Below are 21,785 nucleotides of genomic sequence, written 5' to 3'. Positions count from 1 at the left end.
CTTAGAACACCCAGGCGTTTCCGCCTTCCTCTTCCTCTTCCTCGGCAGGCGCGCCGAAATCAAAGGATGCATGGGGCTTGTAGGCAGCCAGCAGGGGCAGCAGCTCATCCTGCATATTGGTCTGGGTATAGCACTGGTCGTCCAGCACCATGGTCACCATCCTGCCATCCTGGCACCTGTCCCACTGGGGCAGCCCCTGGGTGTTGGGATCGCCTGTACGGGCAAAGCTTACAAACGCGCTGGACATTACTCTGTCCAGCATCTCCCAGTTTTCCTGGTGGCAGACAGGAATCATCCCGGCGTTGTGGAAGAAATAGGGGATATCCGAGCAGTGCCAGGCAGCCTTGCCGCCGTCATAATCGAACACCTTTGCAAACAGGTAGTTATACACAGGCGCGCTGGCGTCTTTTGCCTTTTTCTTCACATATTCCACAGTGGCGGGCAGGAACATGTCGTCCATATCCGCGGCGAAAGCCACCGGGGTGTTGGGATAGGCCTTGCGGAACTCTGCCAGGATTTTCCCGCCGCCCTCAGGCCCGTAGAAATCTTTTACCAGCTTTTCGCTGTCCGCTTCCGTCATGTTTTTTATGTCCCGGCCCGGGCCAAAGGCAAACTCCGCCAGCACAGAGCCTACCATGGTGGGTACGGTCAGGGAGTGGGCTGTAAAGCTGCCCTCCAGGGGATCGCAAACATAGTAGCCGTTGGGAGCAGGACCCCAGCTTACCCGCTTGCCCTGCTTGTAAATGGCCCGCACAGCCTTGTTCACAGCCCAGATAAACTGGGGCACAGGCACTTTTTCCAGGCGCTCTGCCTGGTTTTCGGGAATATGCAGGGGCTTAAGGATTTCCAGCACCAGTTCCTTGCCGCTTACAAGGTTTTGGTTCATGTCAGAGGGGATTACGCCGGACATCACAATGGCCTTGTGGAACAGCCCCTCCGCTTCAGGAATCTGCCCCAGCACTGTCACCTTGGCGCCGCCTCCGGACTGGCCGAAGATGGTCACGTTATCCGGATCGCCCCCGAATCCCGCAATGTTCTCCCGCACCCAGCGCAGGGCCTCCACCAAATCAGCCATGCCCGCATTGACAGAATTTTTATATTTCTCCCCAAAGGCGGACATATCCAGATAGCCAAAGGCATTGAGCCTATGGTTCACGCTGACCACCACCACGTCGTCCAGCTTTGCCAGGTTGAAGCCGTCATAGCACACCTGCTCGATGGAAGAACCCGCCGCGTACCCGCCGCCGTGAATCCAGAACATCACAGGCTTTTTTGCCAGCCGGTCGCAGCTGCTGGTCCACACGTTCAGATACTGGCAGTGCTCGCTGCTGGGCCAGAAGCGGTGGGGAATCAGCACCTCGCCGGAGGGCTGCGGCTCGCCCAGCACCGGGCAGATCATGCCATAGCTGCCCGCGTCCTTCACGCCTTCCCAAGGCGCAACAGGCTCGGGCATCTGGAAGCGCCTGGCTTTGGCATAGCGCACGCCATAGAAATGATCTACGCCCTTAAAGCGGAAGCCCCGCAGCTTGCCTTTGGCGGTTTCCACAATAGGCGCGGTTTTGGAAAAGCAGAAATCCATTTGACACAACTCCTTTTACTGATGATTGTATGGCAGCCTTGTAAAAGCCTTTGCGCGCGGTTTTATATGTTTCCAGTATACACCCCGCAGATGTCCTTTGCAAGCCATATTTCCGGAAAGAAAGCTTCTGCGGCAAGCTGTCAGCCCAGCCGGAAGCCAATGCCCCACACAGCTTCGATATAATTTTTCCCGCAGGCGTCCCGCAGCTTTTTGCGCAGGTTGCTTACATGCTGCTTGAGGCTGGACTCGGTGCAGTCCGGGGTGTCCAGGGCAATGCTCTCTAAAACCGCGCTTTTGGCAATGGCTTTTTCCGGGTTCTGCAGCAGCAGGCGGAGGATGGCAAACTCCGTCCGGGTAAGCTTTACAGGCACGCCGTCCGCTGTCAGCTCATGGGACTTAACATCCAGCCGCAGGCCCTCAAAGGCCAGCACGCCGCTGTCTGCCCCCTGGCTTTTGCGCAGGGCCGCCACAATGCGGGCCAGCAGTTCCTTTGTGTCAAAAGGTTTGGTGATATAGTCTGCGGCGCCCCCCATCAGCAGGCTCACTTTGTCTGCCACTGCCGCCTTGGCGCTTAACACCAGCACAGGAACCCCCTCTATCCGGGGCAGCACCTCCTCGCCGGAAAGGCCGGGCAGCATGAGATCCAGCAGCACCAGGTCAGGCTTGTGCTGGGAAAGCAGATAGAGGGCCTCTGTGCCTGAATAGGCCCGCAAAGTGGCATAGCCCTCCCGGTGGAGCAGATCCTCCAGCATGTCGCCTATATAAATGTCGTCATCCACAATCGCGATGGTTTTCATGTTTTTCCTCCCCAGCCCTTGACTTTGTTCCCACAGCCGTCTATAATATCATTATGATATCAACAACAACCTTTTAAAAATATTATACACCAAAAAGAAAGGCGGTTACAATATGTGGTTCTGGTTTTTCCTCTTTTTCTGCAGCCTGCTGATACCCGCCACGTTTTTGGGGACAGGCTGGTATTTCACCCGGCACACGCCGGGCAGAAACAGCGCCTTTGGCTACCGCACGCCTATGTCCTCCAAAAGCGACCTGGCAAATGCTTTCGCCCACCAGTACATAGGCAGGCTGTGGTGGGTCATTGGGCTGGTGTCGCTGCCCGTCACCCTCATCACTTTTATTGTCCTGCTGGTGCTGCAATTGGACGAGGATACCACCGGCTGGATAGGCGGCGGCCTGATTATCCTGGAGTGCATCGTGATGCTCATCACCATCCTGCCCACAGAGCTTGCCCTGCACAGGAATTTTAACAAAGACGGCACGCCCCGGGGGCCGGAGGAGTAAGGATGCAGACCTGGGGTATCGCCGCCAGGCCCCTGTGGCTGGAAAGGCTCGGGGAACATGGGCGGCTTTCATCCCCGGCAGGAGGGACAAATTTGAACAAGACAAGCGCGTTGGAGCTTTCCTTCCAGATGGGGGAGGTCCTCTTAAAAAATGGCGCGGAAATTTCCCGCGTCCAGGAAACCATGGAGCGGGTGGCCACCGCCTATGAAATCGACACCTTTAACGTGTACGTGCTGACAAACGCCATCTTCGCCACAGGCGTTGAGCAGGGGGTAGAGCACGCCGCCCGCCTGAAGCACGTGCCCAGCACCGCTATCCATTTCGGCAGGATTTCTGCTGTGAACCAGCTTTCCCGGGAGATTGTCCAGGGGAGGCACACCGTGGAGGAAGCCTTTGCCGTTTTAGAACAGGTGCGGGACATGCCGTATTCCACCCTGCCCTTGGCTGTGCTGGCCTGCGCTGTAGGCAGCGCCTGTTTCAGCTACCTGTTCGGCGGGAGCTGGCGGGACGCTCTTATTGCCTTTTTCTGCGGCATTGCTTTGGAGCTTTACCTGTACTGGACAGGCAGGAAGGGCCTTTCCAAGTTTCTCACAAACCTTTCCGCCAGTGCCCTGGTCACCTTCTGCGGGGCGGTTTTCCTGCTGCTGGGCCTGGGGGACAACATGGATAAAATTATCATTGGTTCCATAATCCGGCTGGTGCCTGGCGTGGCCCTCACCACCTCTATCCGGGACTTCTTTAACGGCGACTATTTAAGCGGCGCCATCCGTATGCTGGACGCTGTGCTGGTGGGCGGCTGCATTGCCGTTGGCGTAGGCGTGGTGGTACGGGCGCTGTCCCTGTTGACAGGAGGTGCCCTGTTATGATTCCTCCCATTATCATTCTCACCTGGCTTTTCCAGACCCTGGTGGCCTTTGTCTCCACAGTAGCCTTTTCTATTATTTTCCACACGCCCCGCCGGGAGTGGCTCTGCACAGGCATAACCGGCGCTGTAGGCTGGCTGGTATACCTTGTCAGCATGGAACTGGGCGCGGGCGTGGTCGGGGCCTCTTTTTTTGCCACTGTGGCCCTTACCTGGTTTTCCCGGGTGTTTTCTTTTGCCCGCAAAGCCCCGGTAACCGTTTTCTTGATTTGCGGCATTTTCCCCCTGGTGCCCGGGGCAGGCATTTATTACACAGGCTACCACTTTTTTATGAGCGACAACTCCCTGGCCCTGAGCACTGGCCTGGAGACGATCAAAATAGCCATAGCCATAGCCCTGGGCATTGGCATCGTGCTGTCCCTGCCCAAGTTCTTTTTCACCTGGAGCCAGGAGGGGAAAAGCACTGCCCGGACAGGCAGATGACAGCGCTTTCCCCAGCGCCCCAGGCCGCAAACCAGCGGTTTTTTCAAAACCGCTGCCGCGCAAAGCGCAAAGGGCATCCTCCCCCAGGAGGATGCCCTGTTTGCGGCCCAAAAGAGCCGCCCAGCCAATGAGTGGCTATCATATGGAAAGATATTCCTCTGCGGCCTGGGCTGCGCAGGCGCCGTCTGCACAGGCCGTGACCACCTGGCGCAGGGGCTTTGCCCGCAGATCCCCCGCCGCAAACACGCCGGGAAGGCTGGTGCGGGTGCTTTCGTCTGCCTGCACATAGCCCGCGCTGTCTAAATCTATCTGCCCAGCGAAAAGCCCTGTGTCCGGCACCTGCCCAATGGCCACGAACAAGCCGCTACAGGGAAGGAAGCTTTTCTCCCCGGTCTTTTTATGCAGAAGCTCCACCCCGGTCAGGGCTGCCTCATGGGAAAGGGAAACCACCTGGCTGTCCCAGCAAAACTCCACGTTCCCGGTTTCCAGCAGAGGCTTTAGATAAGCTGCCGAAGCCCGCAGCTTATCCCGCCGGTGGATCATGACCACCTTTTCACAAATCCGGGAAAGGTACAGCGCGTCAGCCGCCGCGGTGTTGCCGCCGCCTGCCACAGCCACGGTTTTGCCCCGGAAGAACATGCCGTCGCAGGTGGCGCAGTAGGAAACGCCCCGGCCCCGCAGCTCCTTTTCCCCAGGGAGGCCCAGCTCCCGGGGATGCGCGCCGCAGGCCAGCACAACCGTTTTCCCCTGGAAACGCTCCCCGCCTGCCTCCACCTCTTTGATGTCTCCTGCCAGCCGCGCCGCTGTAACCGCTGCCAGCTTGGTTTCGGCCCCAAAGCGCTCCGCTCCCTTTTTCATCTCCATGGCAAGCTGAAAGCCGTTTATGCCCTCGGGAAAGCCGGGGTAATTGTCAATCTGATCCGTAGTGCCCATCTGTCCTCCCGGCGCCAACTTTTCCAGCACCAGCACAGACAGGTTTGCCCGGCCCGCATACAGCGCCGCCGTATAACCCGCCGGGCCGCCGCCTATTACAATCATATCGTATAGCATGAACCATCGTCTCCTTCCAATGGAAAAGCGCACACGCCTGCCGGGAACATTCCCGCAAGCCTGTGCGCTTTTGTGTTATTTCAGCAGGGCTTCCAGGTTTTCTTTGGGCTGTACCCCCACCAGGGTGCCTGCCACTTCCCCGCCCTTAAAGAGGATGGCAGTGGGAATGCTCATCACCCCGTAGCGGGCGGCTAAGTCCGGCTCCTCGTCAATGTTTACCTTGCCCACCAGCACGTCCCCGCTGTGGGAAGCGGCAAAATCGTCTACAATGGGGGAGAACATCTTGCAGGGTCCGCACCAGCTTGCCCAGAAATCCACCAATACGGGACCCCGGGCGCCCAGCACCTCCTGATCAAAGTTTTCCTGCGTAAAGGTTTTTACTGCCATTTTTCTCATCCTTTCTCTGTGTCATATAGGTTTTCCTGCAAATATCCTGCCCCAAAACCAGCGGGACATGAAAGGCGTCCAGAAAAATCACTTTCTGGGAGGCAGGGTGCTGTTGGCGGCTTCCATGGCAAGGGCTACCAGCAGCGCTGGCTGTTCGTTGTTGGAATAGCTGGTGTCGATAACGAATTTGCCGGGAAAGGCGTTGTCCTCGTTGCCGGCGTGCATCACCATATACTTGCCGTCATAGATGTCATATTCATAGGCCATGATGTTCCCAAACAGCCGCCAGCGGTAACACTTCAGCTCATACCGGGCAACTCCATGGCTGCTGTACTTTTCCACAGTGCCAATCTGGTTTTCATCCTGCCAGATGGAAAATTTCCATTTTCCGAAAATCGTTTTCCGGCAGCGCACCCGGCCCAGCTCCACCCCGTTTTGGTTAAAAAGGCGGATTACATTTTCTTTTTCCTCTGGCGCTGCCACCACCTGGTAAGCCGGATGGCCTGTCTCCTCGTAAATGGTGTAATCAGCCTCCCAGCTAAAGGGGCGCTTGTCAAAATACAGCTTCATGCTTTATTGCCATGCGGATCGGAATGTGGACAAAGCAGGAAGAAACGCCTGCCTCTGCACCCGGTACCGCCCTTTCGTCAAGTTTTATTTATGCGCCCAGCGTGTATGCCATAAAATCCTGGAAGCTGCCTGTTTCCGCGCCGGTTATGTCCGCGCCTTCCCTGTGCTCCAGGCAGTCTGTTATCAGGTATACGGCAATGCCGGCCTGCATGGCCGCCAAATCCTCCCTGCAGTCATTCCCCGCCATCAGGCATTCTTCCGGGCGCTTTCCTGTTTTTTCCAAAATTTCCCGGTAGTAGGCTGGGTTTGGCTTGCAGTAAGAAGAATTTTCATAGGCAGTCACCAGGGAGAAGTCCTCCGGGGCAAGCCCCAGCCAGCTTAAACGGGTTTTCACAGCGACCTCCGGGAAGACAGGGTTTGTGGCCAGTATCACGTCATAGCCCTTTTCCCGCAGGCCCTGCACCGCCTTTTTCGCCAGAGGGTTTTCCCTTGTGGAAGCTTTGGCTTTGTGGAACTCCCGGCCATAAAAATCGTCAAACTCCGGGCGGAGCAGCCGGGCCTTTTCCCCCAGGATATCCCCGAACACCTGCCAGAAGCGCTCGCAGTTGGGGACAGAGCCGTCGTTTTGCACCATGGCGGCGGTGCCCTTCCACACGGCATCCGTCAGGGGCTTCGGCTCATACCCAAAGGGAGCGGCCTTTTTTGCCAGCAGGCCGAAATAGGTTTTCACAAAGGCGTCCTGCTCCATGGGCAGCAGGGTGCCGTCCAAATCAAATAGAATAGTGGTTACGCTTTTTTCCAACAAAACATTTCCCTCTCTTCTGCCTTCGCTGGGCCGCGGCCCCGCTCTGGGGCGACCTGCTACACTGCCGCTTTCGTTGCCGTCACATCCACCCCAGTTCCGGCCACATTGTGAATGACCACGTCCCCGATATGGACAGGGGCTTTCACCACAGCCCTGCGGATTTCCTCCATGCAGGCAAAAATTTTCTCCTTGGGGATGTCGGTTTGGGTGCGCACAGAGGTAACGGGCACGCTTGCCCCCTCCACCCTCACTGTGGAGGTGACCGTGCGGGTGGGAGCGGTCACTTCTTTTTTGCCGTATTCCTCCCCACGCTTGCAAGTGTTCCCGGTGACAGACACCACCCTGCCGCTTTCGTCCAGCTCTACCTTTAAGGGACAGCCCAGAGGGCAGCTAATACATGTAAGTTCCCGTACCATCCTTATCTTCCCTCCTGCCCGTCAGTGGCTTCCACCACGATTTCCTGTTCCGCTCCTGTAAACCATTCTTTCTTCAGCAGCACCTGCTCCATTTCCCCGGGGGCCATCACAGGCCTGGGGCGCTTTAAGACCTCTTTGCCGTCAATAAGCACCCGTACTGTGGCCTTCCGCATGTTGCGGCCCACCCGGAAGCGCACCACAGCCGCATCCCCCATGCGCTGGGGAGAGATGCTGGCAGGCACTGTATAGCGCACAGCCCCTGCGGGCTGTAAGGGGATTTCCTGCTGTCCCCCTTCCCGGCCCTCCCGGACAAACCGTGCGGCGCTGCGGCCTGCCTGCTGGGCCTCCTCAGAGACGTAATCCACCAGGTCGTGGACATGCAACACGTTGCCGCAGGCGAATACGCCGGGGATGCTGGTTTCTAACTGTTCATTGACCACCGGCCCGCTGGTGACGGGGGAAAGGGACACGCCCACAGCCTTGGAAAGCTCGTTTTCCGGAATCAGCCCTACAGAAAGCAGCAGGGTGTCGCAGTCGAAGTGCTCCTCTGTGCCAGGAATGGGCTTGAGCTTTTCGTCCACCTGGGCAATGGTTACCCCGGTGACGCGCTCCTTGCCTTCAATGTCCACCACTGTGTGGCTCAGTTTCAGGGGGATGCCGTAATCGTCCAGGCACTGGACAATGTTCCGCTTAAGGCCCCCGGAATAGGGCATCAGCTCCGCCACGCACAGCACCTTGGCGCCTTCCAGGGTCATGCGGCGGGCCATAATCAGGCCGATGTCGCCGCTGCCCAGAACGACAACCCGCCGTCCGGGCAGGTAGCCCTCCATGTTCACTAAGCGCTGGGCCGTGCCCGCAGAGAAAATGCCCGCGGGCCGGGTGCCCGGGATGTTCAAGGCGCCCCGGGGCCGCTCCCGGCAGCCCATGCACAGCACGGCGGCCTTGGCCTCTGTTTGCAGAAGGCCGTCCTGGCGGCTTACGGAGGTGACAACCACCGAATCCCCCTGGCGCTGCAAATCCACCACCGTAGTGCTTAAAAGGTGGGGGATGCCCATTTCCCGGGCCTTTTCTATGTACCGGGCGGCATACTCCGGCCCGGTAAGTTCTTCTTTAAAGGTATGCAGCCCAAAGCCGTTGTGGATGCACTGGTTGAGGATGCCTCCCAGCTCTTTTTCCCGCTCCAGGATAATAACATCCTCCACGCCGCTTTCCCTGGCCGCAATAGCAGCCGCCAGCCCCGCCGGGCCGCCGCCGATGATAACAATGTCATGCTTCATGGCAATTCCTCCCTGTTGGGGCGCTGCCCCAAACCCCGCCAGGGAAACTCTTTGAAAAAAGCTTTCCTGGACTCTTTAAAAACTTCCAATTTACAGCCGCCCCGGGAACGCGATGGCCTCTGTAAGCGCGGAATTTATTCCGCAGCGAAAGACTTTCTGCCACGTCCCCCGCGTCCCAGATGCAACGTTACGTTGCCGCGTCACAGATCCAACGTTACGTTGGCTAGTCGCGGTACTCTTCCATTTCGTAGGCTTCCAGGATGTCGCCCTGCTTGATGTCGGAGAACTTCTCCAGGGTGATGCCGCAGTCATAGCCGTCGGCAACCTCCTTCACATCGTCCTTGAAGCGGCGCAGGGAGGCAATCTTGTCGTCTGCCACGATGATGCCGTCCCGCACCACCCGGACAAGAGCATTGCGGGTGATTTTTCCGGCTGTCACATGGCCGCCGATAACCATGCCCACGTTGGAAATCTTGTAAGTCTCCCGGCACTCGGCGCGGCCCAGGGAAACCTCCCGGTACTTGGGCGCCAGCATGCCCTTCATGGCAGACTCAATTTCCTCAATGCAGTCATAGATAATGCGGTACAGCCGCATATCCACCCCGTCCCGCTTGGCGCTTTCCTCCGCAACAGGATCCGGCCGGACATTAAAGCCCACGATAATGGCGTTGGAAGCGTTTGCCAGCATGACATCGCTTTCGTTCACAGCGCCCACAGCCCCGTGGATAATGTGTACCCGCACTTCCTCGTTGGAAAGCTTTTCCAAAGACTGCCGCACAGCCTCCACAGAGCCTTGCACGTCTGCCTTGACGATGATTTTCAGCTCCTTCATCTCGCCTTCCTTCATCTGCTCGAAGAGGTTATCCAGGGTAACCTTGGTCTGCGCCCGGAAGGTTTCCTCCTTCTGCTCGGTAAGGCGCTGCTCCACCAGCTCCCGGGCAAGGCGCTCGTCCGATACGGCGTTGAAGATGTCGCCGCCCACAGGCACGTCGTTCAGGCCCGTAATCTCAACAGGTACGGAAGGCCCGGCCTCCTGGCCCCGTCTGCCCTTGTCGTCCATCATGGAGCGCACCCGGCCCACGGTGGTGCCCGCCACAATAATGTCCCCGGCGTGGAGGGTGCCGTTTTGCACCAGCACAGTGGCAATGGGGCCCATGCCCTTGTCCAAGCGCGCCTCCACCACAGTGCCCTTGGCGGCGCGGTCGGGGTTGGCCTTTAGTTCCATCATGTCGGCAGTGAGGATGATCATTTCCAAAAGGTCGTTCATACCCTCTTTGGTGTGGGCAGACACCGGAATGCAGGGGGTGTCGCCGCCCCAGGCCTCGGGCACCAGCTCGTATTCCGTAAGCTGCTCCATAACCCGCTCCGGGTTTGCCCCCACCTTATCCATCTTGTTGATGGCCACGATAATGGAAACCCCGGCAGCCTTGGCGTGGTTGATGGCCTCCACCGTCTGGGGCATAATGCCGTCGTCCGCCGCCACCACCAGCACAGCAATGTCCGTCACCTGGGCGCCCCTGGCGCGCATGGTGGTAAAGGCAGCATGGCCGGGGGTGTCCAGGAAGGTTACGTCCCTGTCGCCCACCTTTACCCGGTATGCGCCGATGTGCTGGGTAATGCCGCCTGCCTCGCCCTCTGTCACATTAGAGTGGCGGATGGCATCCAGAATGGAGGTTTTGCCATGATCCACGTGGCCCATAACCACCACCACAGGGGCGCGGGGCGCCAGGTTTGCCTCTTCGTCCTCGCTGTCGTCAATAATGCGCTCCTCAATGGTGACCACCACTTCTTTTTCCACCTTGGCGTGGAATTCGTCTGCCACTAACACCGCGGTGTCAAAGTCGATGGCATCGTTGATAGCGGCAAACACCCCCAGGCCCATCAGTTTTTTGATAACCTCCGGGGCGGAAACCTTTAAGCGCAGGGCAAACTCGCCCACCGTGATTTCCTCCGGCACCTCAATGGTGATATGCTTTGCCTTGCGCTCCTGGGCAATGCGGCGCAAACGCTCGGCCTCTGTCTCCCGCTTGCCCCGGCGCTGCTGGCCCCGGCGCTGCTGGTTCCGGTTGGTGAACTTCTGCTTTGTCACAACATTGTCGTTCCGGGCGCCCACCTTCTGATCCGCAAGGCGGTCGTATTTCTCGCTGTATTTGTCAATGTTCACGTTAGACGTGCGGGTATCCACCACCCGGCGCACAGGCTGCTTCGGCTCCCGCACCTGCACAGGGGCCTGCTGCTTTCCGGAAGCAGGCGCGGCGGGCTTCTCCGGCTGCTTTGCCTGGGCCTGCTGGGGCTTTTGCCCCTTCTTTTCCTGGGGCTTCGCGCCCTTATTCGGCTGCTGCCTGTTCCCCGCCTTCTGGGCCGGGGCCTCTTCCTGGGGCTTTTCCGCCTGCGCCGCGGGAGCGGCGGTGCGCTCGGCAAAATAACTGTCCAGGCTTTCCATGTTCCGCTGCTGGGTAAAGCTTTCCAGCACAATGTCCAGCTCGTTTTCCTCCAGCGCGGTCATATATTTCTTGGGTTCGGGAAAGAACTTGGCCAAAGTATCTATAACCTCCTTGTTGGGGATGTTCAGATCCTTCGCCACCTCCCGCACTCTGTATTTCACCATCATAAGCAAATTCCTCCTTCTCGCTTCACAGCCTCTTTAAGCTCCAGCAGGGCTTTGGAAAACCCCTCGTCTGTCACAGCCAGCACCCCGGCCCTGACCCCGCAGGCTTTTCCCAGCTCTGCCATAGGCGCTTCCACCCGCACGCAGGGAATTTTCGCCCTCTCCGCTTCAAAACGCAAATTTTTGTAAGTCTTGCCGGAAATATCAGCCGCCGCCAGCAGCAGCCTTGCCTTGCCGTCCCGGGCGGCCTGGGCGCACAGGTCAAAGCCGCCCAGCACCTTGCCGGCGCGCCTTGCCAGCCCCAGCAGCGACAGCACCTTATCCGCCATCGGCACCCATCTCCTTTTCCATCTGTTCATATACCTCGTCCGGGATCTTGCAGGAAAACGCCCGTTCCAGCCTTCTTGCCTTCCTGGCCTTTTGCAGGCAGGAAAGGCTCCGGCAGATATAGGCCCCCCGCCCGGGCTTCTTCCCGGTCAAATCCAGGGAGATTTCCGGCGGGACCCCTTCTTCCTTCTCAGGCCCCCGCACCACCCGTACCAGCTCTTTTTTGGGCTTCATTTCCCCGCAGCCCGTACACATCCGCAGGGGGATCTTCTTCTGCTTCATTTCCTGCCCTCCCTCCTGAGGCCATGGGGCTTCGCCCCACACCCCGCAAACCTTTTTGTAAAAAGGTTTGATCCAAAAACCAAGCTACAGGCCGCAGCGCATCGGCCTACTATCCTTACTGTCTCTGTATATAAGGGCGCTTCGGGAGCGCCCTGAACACGCGATGGCCTCTGTAAGCGCGGAATTTATTCCGCGGCGAAAGGTTTCCGCCTGCGCTCCCCGCGTCTCGGGTGAAGCGTTACGTTGGCGTCACGCTTCCTCGCCGTAGAAGCCGCTTTCGGGCTTGATGTCAATTTTCCAGCCGGTCAGCTTGGCGGCAAGGCGGGCATTCTGGCCCTTGTTGCCGATAGCCAGGGAAAGCTGGCTGTCGGGCACTGTCACCTTGCAGGAACGGGAACCGTCCTCGGCGGCCTCCACCTTCAGCACGCTTGCCGGGGACAGGGCTGCCGCAATGAACTTCTGGGGATCGTCGCTGTATTCCACAATGTCGATTTTCTCCCCGCCCAGTTCGTCCACAATCTCCGACACCCGGGCGCCCCGGGCGCCAATGCAGGCGCCCACAGCGTCCACGTCCGGGTTGTGGCTCTGCACGGCCAGCTTTGTGCGGGATCCGGCCTCCCGGGATACAGCCTTTATCTCCACTGTGCCGTCATAGATTTCCGGCACCTCCGTCTCAAACATGCGCTTTACCAAGTCCGGGTGGGTGCGGGAGATAATGGCCTTGGGGCCTTTCTCCGTTTCCCTTACATCGACTACATATACCTTTATGTAGTCTCCCTCGTTTACGCTTTCCCCGCCAATCTGCTCGTTCTTGGGCAGCACAGCTTCCGCCTTGCCGATGCGCAGGGAAATGGCCCCGGTTTTCGGGTCAATGCGCTCCACCAGGCCGCTTACCAGCTCCTGGTGCTTGCTCTGGAATTCCTGCATCATCTGGCCCCGCTCGCTGTCCCGGATGCCCTGGCGGATAATGTTCCGGGCTGTCTGGGCTGCCACGCGCCCAAACTGCTTGGTGTCCAGCTTAATGCCCACCTGCTCCCCTAAAAGGGCCAGGGGGTTTATCTCCCTTGCCAGATCATAGAGGATTTCCCGGTTGGAATCCTCCACCTCTTCCACCACGGTTTTCAGCAGGTATACGTCAAACCGCCCGGTGTTTGCATCCACCCGCACGTCCACTTCTTCGTTGCCATAGTTGTTTTTGCAGGCTGTGGCAATCGCCTTCTTGATTTTGTCCAGCATAAAATCTACCGGGATGCCCTTTTCCTTTTCCAAAAGCCCCAAGGCCACAAACAATTCCTCGTTGCCCTGCTGCTCCGGCTCCTTCTTCTTCCGCGCCATTTTTCCAAACCACTCCTTATTATATCAAATACTTGCCGTTGTGCCAGAGTCATGTGACGGTAAAACCCGTCCACTCTATTTTGTTATGCATCATAATGTCATCTGTTTTTTCCATTCCCAGCTTTTCATAAAAGGGGACGGCGTTTTCATGGGGGCAGGTGTACAGTATAATGTCCTTTTCGCCGCCGGCTGTTTCCAGGGCCTTTTCCACCAGCGCCCGCCCAATCCCCTGGCCAGTGCAGGAGCGTATCACGCCCAGGTCTGTGATAAACAGCCAGTAGGCAAAGTCTGTAATGCCGAAGCACACCCCTGAAAGGGCGCCTGCGCTGTCCCGGGCTGTAAGGGAAATGGAAGCGTTTCCCACCAGCTTTTCTACGCGGGCCTCAAAGCGCTCCCGGGGATATTGGCTGCCCAGGTCTGTGTGCTTTAAAAACTCTATATATTCCGCTGCCGCAAGCCTTTCTGCCTGTATGGTGAACTCCATTTTACTGCTCCTAAAAATCGTCGTCCATTACCGTAACAGAAACGCACTCCTTCTTTTCAAAGCTTGCGGAGGTTTCCTCGTCCAGCCGGACTTCAAAGGAACCGGGAGGCGTGAAATCCACCAGCTCCCCGGAAAGCTCCCGCCTGCCGTCCTCTAAAGGCCGGATCAGCTTCACCTTCACCGGCGCGCCCAAATACGCTTCAAAATGCTCGGGCCGTGTCAGCTTCCGGTTCAGCCCCGGCGAGGACACCTCCAGCATATATTCCTGGGGGATGGGATCCTCCTTGTCCAGCTCCGGGCTGAGGGCGTGGGTCATGTCCACGCAGTCGTCTATGCCCACGCCGTCTTCCTTGTCGATGAAAATGCGCAGATACCACTGGGCGCCTTCCTTTACAAACTGTACGTCCCACAGCATCAGGTGAAGCCCAGCGGCTAAAGGCTCTGCCATCTGCCGCACCCGTTCCGCCACGCTGCCTTTCTTTTTTGTCCCTGCTTCCAAGCGCCTCCCCTTCCTTTCCTGCCAAAGCAAACGAAAGAGCGGGTCGCCCCACTCTTTCATCATCCTTCCTATTACCATATCTAGTATACCACCCGGTTCCCCAAAAATCAAGGGCAAACCTACAGTTTTTCCAAGGTTTACAGGCCTTTTTCCCGGCAAAGAGGCCTGCGGGCCTCTCTCCCGGCTGCTGTCAGGCCTCTAACTGCCGGGAGAGGAACATGGCCGCGGCCTTGGCGCTTTCGGCGGCCTCCGCGCTGACCCGGGCGGGAGACTTCTCGCTTTTCAGAAGCATCACAGCCCCCATCACGTCTCCTACAGACACCACCGGGAACACAGCCAGCGCTGTGGCCGGCTGGCCCTGGGCCACCAGCACGGTGTTTTCCGCGTTGGAAATGAAATTCCGCTTCCCCTGCACCAGCTCCTCCAGCTGGGGGGAAAGGGGCTTGTGGAGCAGATCCTTTTTGGCAGAGCCGGCTACGGCGATAATCTGCTCGGTATCGCACACCACAGCCCCGTGCCCGGTCAGGTGTACCAGGGTTTCCGCATAAGCGGAAGCCAGTTGGGACATCTCCCCTACAGGGGAATACTTTTTCAGGATTACCCCGCCGGATACGTCTGTGAAAATTTCCATGGGCATCCCCTCCCGGATCCGCAGGGTCCGCCGGATTTCCTTGGGGATAACTACCCGCCCCAGGTCGTCTGCTTGTGTCAAGTAATCACAAAAGAAATTTTCGCTTAAAAGCCCTCTAAACTGGACAAGCTGTCTAGCCATTGAGAAAAATGAGGGCGTTTGTTTCGGATTGCTGGGATTGTAAGAGAATCTATCCACACGCAAGGGGCCCCTTTCCGATAATCAACGGCATTGAGCAACCGTTTGGATGGCGCCGTTTCTGCGCCGTGGTTGATTTCTTCCGGAGGGATTTCCTTTGTTTCCTCATAAAGCCAGTCCAAATTTCGCTGCTCATCGGGCTCCAGATAGTCCCCTTTCAAAACACGGACATCTGTAAATAGCAGTGCCTCAAATTCGTGAAGCTGTATATAGGGGATAAACCTCTCTGGGCGGCCCCTAAAATCCGGGTCTGATGTAATATTTGCTTTCAATGCTTCTTCTAAAATCCTGACAGATTGCCTGTGGTCCTGGTATTCCATCGCCTTCTCATACGCTGGGAAATCCGTCGGCAAACGGAAAAAATCAAACATGGTGGTGACATACGCACCCGTATCCTCAAGCAGCCAATGCATTATATCGTTTTTTGCCTTTTGATATTTTGACATCCCTCCACGGTATTCTTTTCCTGAATGTTTATCACGTCCGGTAAGAACACAGCGGGAATTTAAAACTATCTGCCCCCTGAAATGACGGTTAAGAGAAGACTTTACGAAAACCATTTCTGTCTGCCCTTCTGCCAAAACGTTCACGCGTATCATAGAGGCATCCCTCCCAACACGTTCTTCTCCCACAATTCTCCCAGCGTGTATTCTTTCAGCCAATCCCGCAATTCAGATTCTTTATGCCTGCGAAGGATACTGCATTGATTGACTGCATCATAATCAGCTGTAATTATATCGTCACAGGAAAACTGATCCAGCAGCAGGGGCGATTGGGTTGACACAATGATTTGCGAGGTTTTGCTTGCCATGCAGATCTCCTTGGCCAACAGAGAAATCGCCATGGGATGGAGGCCAATTTCAGGCTCATCTAAAATAATGGTCATGGGCGCGGTCCGGGGCGGTTGGAGCAGCAACGTGGTGAGGGCTACAAAGCGTAGAGCTCCGTCAGAAAACTGATGGGGGCCGAATACTTCCTCGCTGCCAGCCTGCTGCCAGTTTAGGGCCAGCCTGCCGTTATCCGGTTCCAGAATGAAATCATAAAACTGTGGGAGTACCATGCGGATATATCGGACAATCCTTTCGTAATAGAGCACTTCATCCTGGTTTTCCCGCATACGGTATAAAAATGCCGCTATATTCCCACCGTCTGAACGCAGGTAGCCTCCGTCTGTGGTATTGGTACTACTACGGATACGGGAATTTATAGTCGTATCGTTGAAATGGAAAACCTTTAACTGTCCCAAATATCTGCGCAGTGTTTTAGCAGTGGCCTCCCAGTCATCTGCCAGCCCAGCCTCAAAATGGCCCACACCAAATTCTTTCTCAAAAGGCATAAAGTGCCGCTGATCCTGGTATGACATACGTTCTTCGGAAAAAAACATCTGATCAGAAGCGCTTTTTTCAAGGCAAAAGGAATATATGTCCTCTTTTTCTCCTTCATCATCCGCGATTACCAATTTCCCCTGAATTTTCTCTGTTTGCTTTGCCCCCAAATAGAGCAGGGATTGAGGCCCTCCGTGCTGGGAGACATAGTGTTGCATTCCCCGTGTCATCATAAAAGAAATCATCTCTAAAAATGAAATGAGGTTGCTTTTCCCTGCGCCATTCGCCCCAATAATAACATTCACATTATGGAGCTCAATCTGGTTTTGTTCCATATCATTGTTATAAGAACGATATCCCGCCAAAGCGATCGACCGCAATGCTGTCTGTGCCATAAGTTTCCCTCCTTAAAAAGGAAATGCGTATATTCCATATTTTATCTATTATAGCCGTATTTCGTCCATTTTTCAAGCTTTCCATCTAATCTGAATTTCGGAATTATCCAATACATCTACCCTTTCAATGGCATCGTACATTTTCCCCCGCAGCTGCTCATCCGAACAAGCCAGACTATCTACCGCCTCTTTTAACGCCTGCCGGTCACTATCTTCTGCTTTCCTGGCCTGGGCCAGCCTTTCCTCTTCCATCCGCAGCGCAGCCAATTCTTTCTGCAGGCATTCTTTTTCATGAAGTAATTCCGTCTTTTTCTGAAGGAAGTCCTCCTTATCAAAGTTACCGGCGCGGTATTGCTCATATAGACTAAGGTTTTTGCTGTCCAACCCCTCCAATTTCGCCGAGATTACCTTTTGTCGTCCTCTGCACTCTTTCAAAGGGTCTACTGCCGGCGTTTTCCGGCTCTGCTTATATTGCTCTCCCAGCACCGCCAGATGGGCTTTGTACGCTTCCAGCACCACTCTTTCCAATTCAGTGCGGCTCCAATGGATTGGAGCGCACGGGGCGTCCTTCTGGTACATCTGCGTGGCACAGGAATAGTATTCGTCAAGACCAAAGGTCTTGCGCAGCCGACGGCCGCAATGCCCGCAGTAGTAGACCAGATCCGGGCGTTGAGTCCTGATAGCTTTCGTCCGTTTGGGCTTGCGGAGCGTGGCATTGGCCGCCTCATACTCCTCATGGGTCACCAGGGGTTCATGGCTGTCCTCTACGATGACCCATTGGGATCGATCCAGCTTATGCTGGACTTTTGCCCGGATCGTGGTATTCTCACACTTGAAATTGACCATCGCCCCAGTATACTTGTAGTCCTGGATGATTCGCAAAACGGCCTGGTGGCTCCACATGGGAGCGCTGTGCAGGTCGCTGCGGACAGTGCCTTTATGCTGCTGGGGCGTGGGAACACCCCTGCTATTGAGCATGGCAGCAATCTCCGTGCTTTTCATGCCGTCTATGGCAGAACGGAAAATCTCCTGCACAATGGGAGCGGCCACCGGGTCAGGCACCATTTCATGCTTGACCCCTGGTTTTTTCCTATACCCATAGGGGCAGTGGGTCACATACTGGCCTTTTGCCATCTTCATGTGCATGGCGGATTTTACCTTTTCAGACAAATCCTGACTGTACCGCTGGTAAATCAGGTTCTTGAACGCCACTTCGATCCCACCCGTGGTGCCCGCATATTTACTGCTGTCATAGCTGTCATTGATGGCAACAAACCGCACGCCAAGGAACGGGAAGATATGCTCCAGATAATCCCCCGTTTCCAGGTAATTCCTCCCAAACCGGGAAAGGTCCTTCACCACAATGCAGCCAATCTCCCCAGAACGGGCCAGCCCCAGCATCCGCTGCATTTCCGGCCTGTCAAAATTCGTGCCGGTGTAGCCATCGTCCCGGAACTCCCAGATGGGCATACCTTTCAAATCAGCAGTACCCTCTATATATTTTTGTATCACCAGCCGCTGGCTGTGGATGCTGTTGCTTTCATCCTTCAGTACGTTTGATTTCACATCCACGTCCTCCTGGGAAAGCCGCAGATACATGGCAATATGTTTCATCACGCCGCCTCCCGGTATTTTTTACAGGCAGCCAGCATCTTTTCAAATTCATCCATGTACCGGAACTCAATGGAGATGCTGTTGTCTGTGTCCAGCGTCATGCTTTTCACCATGGCCTGTATCATCTCAGCCGAAACACGGTCGGCAAGATAATACTGCTCAATAAGTTGTGACCATTTCTGTTCTCCATCCACCAGTTTTTCCATCTTTTTACGCACTCCTTTTTGTTCGGAAAGCTGCCGTTTCATACCCTGGATTTCATCCAGGTATCGCTTTTTGGCATATACATACTCGTCCCTTGTGAGGATGCCTTCTTTATAATCCGCATACAGGTCTGTGCACTGGCGGTTTCTCTTGTCAATTTCCTGCTCAAGTGCCTGCATACTTTCTGCCGGGGCCTTCTGCTTTGACCTGGTCTTTTCCATTGCCAGGCACTCTTTCAGCACCTTCTGCACATCCAGAAACAAATCCATCTGCCGCCGCAAGATGGCAAGCACAGCCGCATCAAGGTCATCGGCCCGGATATTCTTCTTCGGGCAGGCGGCATCACCTAATTCGATATGCTCCGGGCATTTATAATTAAAATAGCCCTTTTTCCCATCGTGACTGTAGGAATGCACCTGCTTGAGCACCCTCCCGCAGTCCGCGCAGCGCAGCAGGGAGCCATATGGGTTTTCCCGCTTAGGCAAGTGGGCGTACTTTCCATAGCAGCTTTTATATTTTTCTGCCGCCTGTTCGTTTACTGCCTGCACCTTGCCCCACAACTCCATCTCGATAATAGGCTCATGCGTGTTTTCTACCACGTCCCATTCTGCTTCCTCCGTGCGATGGAAGGGGATGCCTCGATACAGCGCGCTGCCAGAGCGTCCCTGGGCCAGGTGGCCAATATACACTACGTTTTTCAGAATGTCAGAAAGCACATGGCGGTTCCAGGGCAGATCCTTCCCCTTTTGGTTATTATTGGAAAAGATACCACGTTCAAACCGCAGGCGGCCCGGGGACGGAATGCCCCTCTCGTTCAATATCCGGGTGATAGTGCTGATTCCGTTCCCCTCTGCCCGCAACTGGAATATCTCCCGGACGGTATCCAGTGTTTCCGGGTCAGGGATAAGGTGGTTTTTATTGCTGGGGTCTTTCAGGTAGCCATACGGGGCATAACTGCCCACATACTCGCCCCGGAGCCGTTTGGCCTTCAGCGCCGAACCGGACTTACGGGAAATGTCTTTGGCATAAATGTCATTGATCAGGTTTTTCAGCGAAGCGCCCAACTCCTCGCTGGAGGACAGGTCCGCGCTGTCATAATGGTCATTGACCGCGATGAAACGGACGCCTAAAAACGGGAACACTTTTTCCAGGAGGTTGCCCGTTTCCACATAGTTGCGTCCCAGACGGGAAAGGTCTTTCACCACAATGCAGTCAATTTTACGGGCACGCACGTCCTCCAGCATCCTGCTAAAAGCCGGGCGGTCAAAATCCGTGCCAGTGCGGCCGTTGTCCGTATAAACCCCCGACAAAGCCAAATAGGGCCTTTCCGCCACATATCCCCGCAAAAAAGCCTCCTGGTTTTCCAAAGAGTCCGCATCCTTCTTGCCGTTATCTTCTACAGAGAGACGAAGATATAGGGCTGTGCGGAATAGACCTGGGGCCTGTACCGCTTCAACCGGCCTGTCCGATTTTCTTGACACGCGCGCCACTGAACTCACCTCCCTGCTCATTCAAAAACTGCATGATATCTTCAAACTGATTCTTCTGCCGGAACACCACTTCAATCTCCGCATCCTCGTACACGTTGATTCGTTCAATCAGGCTGACCACCACCAGCCGGGTAATTTCCGTGATATTCTCATACTGTCTGAACTGCGCAAGCCACCCCTGCTGCTGGCTCATGCCGTGGCGGAGATTGCTGCGCTCCATAGTAAGCCGCTCTATGGCCTGGTTCGCTTCTTGAATGCGGGAAGTAAACTCCTCCTTCATGGACAGGAATTCGTCCTTCGTGAGTATCCCGCTCCGCAGATCCTCATAGATATCTAGGCGCAGGGCGTTGTTCCTTTCCACGACCTGCCGCTGGAACGCTAAGCCAGCATCAATTTTCGCAAGCTCCGTATTCTCCCAGGACAAGGATTCGATTTTGTCCATGGCTTTCTCCATTTCCAGGATAACCTCAATCTGCCTTTGCACGGTGGCAAGGACAGTGGCGTCCAGCACGTCCTCCCGGATGCTGTGCTGGCTGCACTGGGTTTTATCCTGTTTGTAAGAGCTGCACACATAGTAAACGTACCGCTTGCCGCCAGAGTTTACCGTTTTCCGGAACATAGGCTTTTGACAGTCTCCGCAGAAAATACGGCCACAGTAGGGCTGCACAGCCTCCCCACGGGAACCTGCCCGGGTGTCTTCTTGCATAAGCTGCTGCACCAGGTCAAACTGGGGCCTGGGCACGATGGCCTCATGGGTATCCTCTACCCGCGCCCATTCGCGGGGGTCATTGTAAACAATCCGTTTTGTTTTATAATTTAGGGATGACCTTTTCCCTTGTACAAGGGTTCCCGTGTAGACCTCGTTCCCTAAAATCCGGCTCACCGTGACATGGCTCCATTTTGCCTTCCCGCTTGTCTGAAAGCCGGTGACAAAATGACTGCCAGTGGATTTCTTGTACTCTGCCGGTGACAATATGCCCATAGCGTCCAGCTTGCGGGCAATCTGTTCCGGGCTAAAGCCTTCTATTTTCCACTTGAAGATGTCGCGGACGATTTCTGCCGCATATTCATCTATGGCTAAGCGGTTTTTGTCCCCATCGTCTTTCTTATACCCATACGGCGTATAATTGCCCGTGTACGCCCCCTGCCGCCGCTTGGCCTCCAGGTTGCTGCGGACTTTGACCGAGATATCGCGGCTATAGGAATCGTTGATCAGATTCTTGAAGGGGATGATAATATTGTCCGTGCTCCCCATAGCAGCCGTATCATAGTGGTCATTCAGCGAGATGAACCGCACGCCAAGCTGTGGGAAAATTTTTTCGATATACTTGCCGCAGTCAATATAATCCCGCCCAAACCGGGAAAGGTCTTTTACCAGCACACAGTTCACGTCTCCGCGCCGGATGCTCTCCAGCATCCGCTGGAACTCCGGGCGGTCAAAATTGGTGCCGGTGTAGCCGTCGTCCTTATATTCTCCGTATAGCTCCATTTCCGGGTGACCTTTCAAATAGCCCATCAAAAGCTCACGCTGGTTGTGGATGCTGTTGCTTTCCGATTTGCCATTTTCAGAAAGCGAAAGGTCGCCATCATCCTTCGATAAACGCAGGTAGATGGCGACCTTAAACTTCTGTTCAAGCCGCATACTCATAGCGCTTCTCCTTC

The 21,785-nt window shown here is 55.8% G+C and carries 23 protein-coding genes; 3 read left to right on the top strand and 20 right to left on the bottom strand.

Annotation, left to right across the window (positions count from 1 at the left end; translation table 11 throughout):
* Window position 1: 1 nt before the first annotated feature.
* Window positions 2-1,579 (bottom strand): carboxylesterase/lipase family protein, encoded by a 1,578-nt coding sequence (locus VSQ30_RS02930; protein ID WP_334461874.1) that lies wholly within the window; start codon window positions 1,577-1,579, stop codon window positions 2-4.
* Window positions 1,580-1,719: 140 nt separating this feature from the next.
* A complete protein-coding gene (locus VSQ30_RS02925) occupies window positions 1,720-2,376 on the bottom strand; it encodes a response regulator transcription factor (RefSeq protein ID WP_334461871.1) in 657 nt (218 codons plus the stop codon).
* 112 nt (window positions 2,377-2,488) lie between these two features.
* Between VSQ30_RS02925 and VSQ30_RS02920 the strand changes: the two genes are divergently transcribed.
* The 3 genes from VSQ30_RS02920 to VSQ30_RS02910 all read left to right on the top strand — a co-directional run bounded on the left by VSQ30_RS02920 (window position 2,489) and on the right by VSQ30_RS02910 (window position 4,226).
* A complete protein-coding gene (locus VSQ30_RS02920) occupies window positions 2,489-2,881 on the top strand; it encodes an SdpI family protein (protein ID WP_334461869.1) in 393 nt (130 codons plus the stop codon).
* 92 nt (window positions 2,882-2,973) lie between these two features.
* Window positions 2,974-3,747 (top strand): threonine/serine exporter family protein, encoded by a 774-nt coding sequence (locus VSQ30_RS02915; RefSeq protein WP_334461867.1) that lies wholly within the window; start codon window positions 2,974-2,976, stop codon window positions 3,745-3,747.
* Entirely contained in the window at window positions 3,744-4,226 is a 483-nt protein-coding gene (locus VSQ30_RS02910) for a threonine/serine exporter family protein (protein WP_334461865.1), read from the top strand. The genes VSQ30_RS02915 and VSQ30_RS02910 overlap by 4 nt, the downstream gene beginning before the upstream one ends.
* A 138-nt stretch (window positions 4,227-4,364) precedes the next feature.
* On the opposite strand, the gene trxB is transcribed toward VSQ30_RS02910, so the two are convergent.
* The 18 genes from trxB to VSQ30_RS02820 all read right to left on the bottom strand — a co-directional run bounded on the left by trxB (window position 4,365) and on the right by VSQ30_RS02820 (window position 21,771).
* Window positions 4,365-5,276, bottom strand: a complete 912-nt coding sequence (gene trxB / locus VSQ30_RS02905) for a thioredoxin-disulfide reductase (RefSeq protein WP_334461863.1) — start codon at window positions 5,274-5,276, stop codon at window positions 4,365-4,367.
* A 75-nt stretch (window positions 5,277-5,351) separates the two neighbouring features.
* Window positions 5,352-5,663: a thioredoxin gene (gene trxA / locus VSQ30_RS02900; RefSeq protein WP_160642239.1), complete on the bottom strand. Its 312-nt coding sequence runs from the start codon at window positions 5,661-5,663 to the stop codon at window positions 5,352-5,354.
* A gap of 87 nt (window positions 5,664-5,750) precedes the next feature.
* The gene (locus VSQ30_RS02895) at window positions 5,751-6,233 is read right to left on the bottom strand and encodes an LURP-one-related family protein (RefSeq protein ID WP_160642240.1); all 483 of its coding nucleotides are present in this window, start codon (window positions 6,231-6,233) and stop codon (window positions 5,751-5,753) included.
* Window positions 6,234-6,321: 88 nt separating this feature from the next.
* The gene (locus VSQ30_RS02890; protein ID WP_334461861.1) at window positions 6,322-7,038 is read right to left on the bottom strand and encodes an HAD family hydrolase; all 717 of its coding nucleotides are present in this window, start codon (window positions 7,036-7,038) and stop codon (window positions 6,322-6,324) included.
* Window positions 7,039-7,094: 56 nt separating this feature from the next.
* A complete protein-coding gene (locus VSQ30_RS02885) occupies window positions 7,095-7,454 on the bottom strand; it encodes a DUF1667 domain-containing protein (protein WP_334461860.1) in 360 nt (119 codons plus the stop codon).
* A gap of 2 nt (window positions 7,455-7,456) precedes the next feature.
* Window positions 7,457-8,731, bottom strand: a complete 1,275-nt coding sequence (locus tag VSQ30_RS02880) for an NAD(P)/FAD-dependent oxidoreductase (RefSeq protein ID WP_334461858.1) — start codon at window positions 8,729-8,731, stop codon at window positions 7,457-7,459.
* Between the two features lie 223 nt (window positions 8,732-8,954).
* A complete protein-coding gene (gene infB, locus VSQ30_RS02875; RefSeq protein ID WP_160642244.1) occupies window positions 8,955-11,342 on the bottom strand; it encodes a translation initiation factor IF-2 in 2,388 nt (795 codons plus the stop codon).
* A complete protein-coding gene (locus VSQ30_RS02870) occupies window positions 11,339-11,668 on the bottom strand; it encodes a L7Ae/L30e/S12e/Gadd45 family ribosomal protein (RefSeq protein WP_160642245.1) in 330 nt (109 codons plus the stop codon). The genes infB and VSQ30_RS02870 overlap by 4 nt, the downstream gene beginning before the upstream one ends.
* Window positions 11,658-11,948, bottom strand: coding sequence for an RNase P modulator RnpM (gene rnpM / locus VSQ30_RS02865; RefSeq protein ID WP_334461856.1), 291 nt, complete (start codon window positions 11,946-11,948; stop codon window positions 11,658-11,660). The genes VSQ30_RS02870 and rnpM overlap by 11 nt, the downstream gene beginning before the upstream one ends.
* A 249-nt stretch (window positions 11,949-12,197) precedes the next feature.
* The gene (gene nusA, locus VSQ30_RS02860; RefSeq protein WP_334461855.1) at window positions 12,198-13,283 is read right to left on the bottom strand and encodes a transcription termination factor NusA; all 1,086 of its coding nucleotides are present in this window, start codon (window positions 13,281-13,283) and stop codon (window positions 12,198-12,200) included.
* 49 nt (window positions 13,284-13,332) lie between these two features.
* On the bottom strand, window positions 13,333-13,767 hold the full coding sequence (locus VSQ30_RS02855) for a GNAT family N-acetyltransferase (RefSeq protein ID WP_334461854.1): 435 nt from the start codon (window positions 13,765-13,767) through the stop codon (window positions 13,333-13,335).
* A 10-nt stretch (window positions 13,768-13,777) separates the two neighbouring features.
* On the bottom strand, window positions 13,778-14,266 hold the full coding sequence (rimP, locus tag VSQ30_RS02850) for a ribosome maturation factor RimP (protein WP_237076201.1): 489 nt from the start codon (window positions 14,264-14,266) through the stop codon (window positions 13,778-13,780).
* 190 nt (window positions 14,267-14,456) lie between these two features.
* Window positions 14,457-14,978 (bottom strand): stage V sporulation T C-terminal domain-containing protein, encoded by a 522-nt coding sequence (locus VSQ30_RS02845; RefSeq protein WP_502876176.1) that lies wholly within the window; start codon window positions 14,976-14,978, stop codon window positions 14,457-14,459.
* Between the two features lie 23 nt (window positions 14,979-15,001).
* Window positions 15,002-15,694: a DUF4276 family protein gene (locus VSQ30_RS02840; protein WP_334461851.1), complete on the bottom strand. Its 693-nt coding sequence runs from the start codon at window positions 15,692-15,694 to the stop codon at window positions 15,002-15,004.
* Window positions 15,691-16,815 carry an AAA family ATPase gene (locus VSQ30_RS02835; RefSeq protein ID WP_334461850.1) on the bottom strand — a complete coding sequence of 375 codons (1,125 nt, stop codon included), beginning with the start codon at window positions 16,813-16,815 and terminating at the stop codon, window positions 15,691-15,693. The genes VSQ30_RS02840 and VSQ30_RS02835 overlap by 4 nt, the downstream gene beginning before the upstream one ends.
* Before the next feature lie 72 nt (window positions 16,816-16,887).
* Entirely contained in the window at window positions 16,888-18,429 is a 1,542-nt protein-coding gene (locus VSQ30_RS02830) for a recombinase family protein (protein WP_334461849.1), read from the bottom strand.
* Entirely contained in the window at window positions 18,429-20,144 is a 1,716-nt protein-coding gene (locus tag VSQ30_RS02825; protein ID WP_334461848.1) for a recombinase family protein, read from the bottom strand. The genes VSQ30_RS02830 and VSQ30_RS02825 overlap by 1 nt, the downstream gene beginning before the upstream one ends.
* Entirely contained in the window at window positions 20,086-21,771 is a 1,686-nt protein-coding gene (locus tag VSQ30_RS02820; protein WP_334461847.1) for a recombinase family protein, read from the bottom strand. The genes VSQ30_RS02825 and VSQ30_RS02820 overlap by 59 nt, the downstream gene beginning before the upstream one ends.
* Between the last annotated feature and the right edge of the window lie 14 nt (window positions 21,772-21,785).

The sequence above is a fragment of the Acutalibacter sp. JLR.KK004 genome (assembly GCF_036941085.1).
Classification (GTDB): Bacteria; Bacillota; Clostridia; order Oscillospirales; family Acutalibacteraceae; genus Acutalibacter.
The sequence above is the reverse complement of the archived record's forward strand: the minus strand, read 5'-3'. Positions and strand labels throughout refer to the sequence as shown.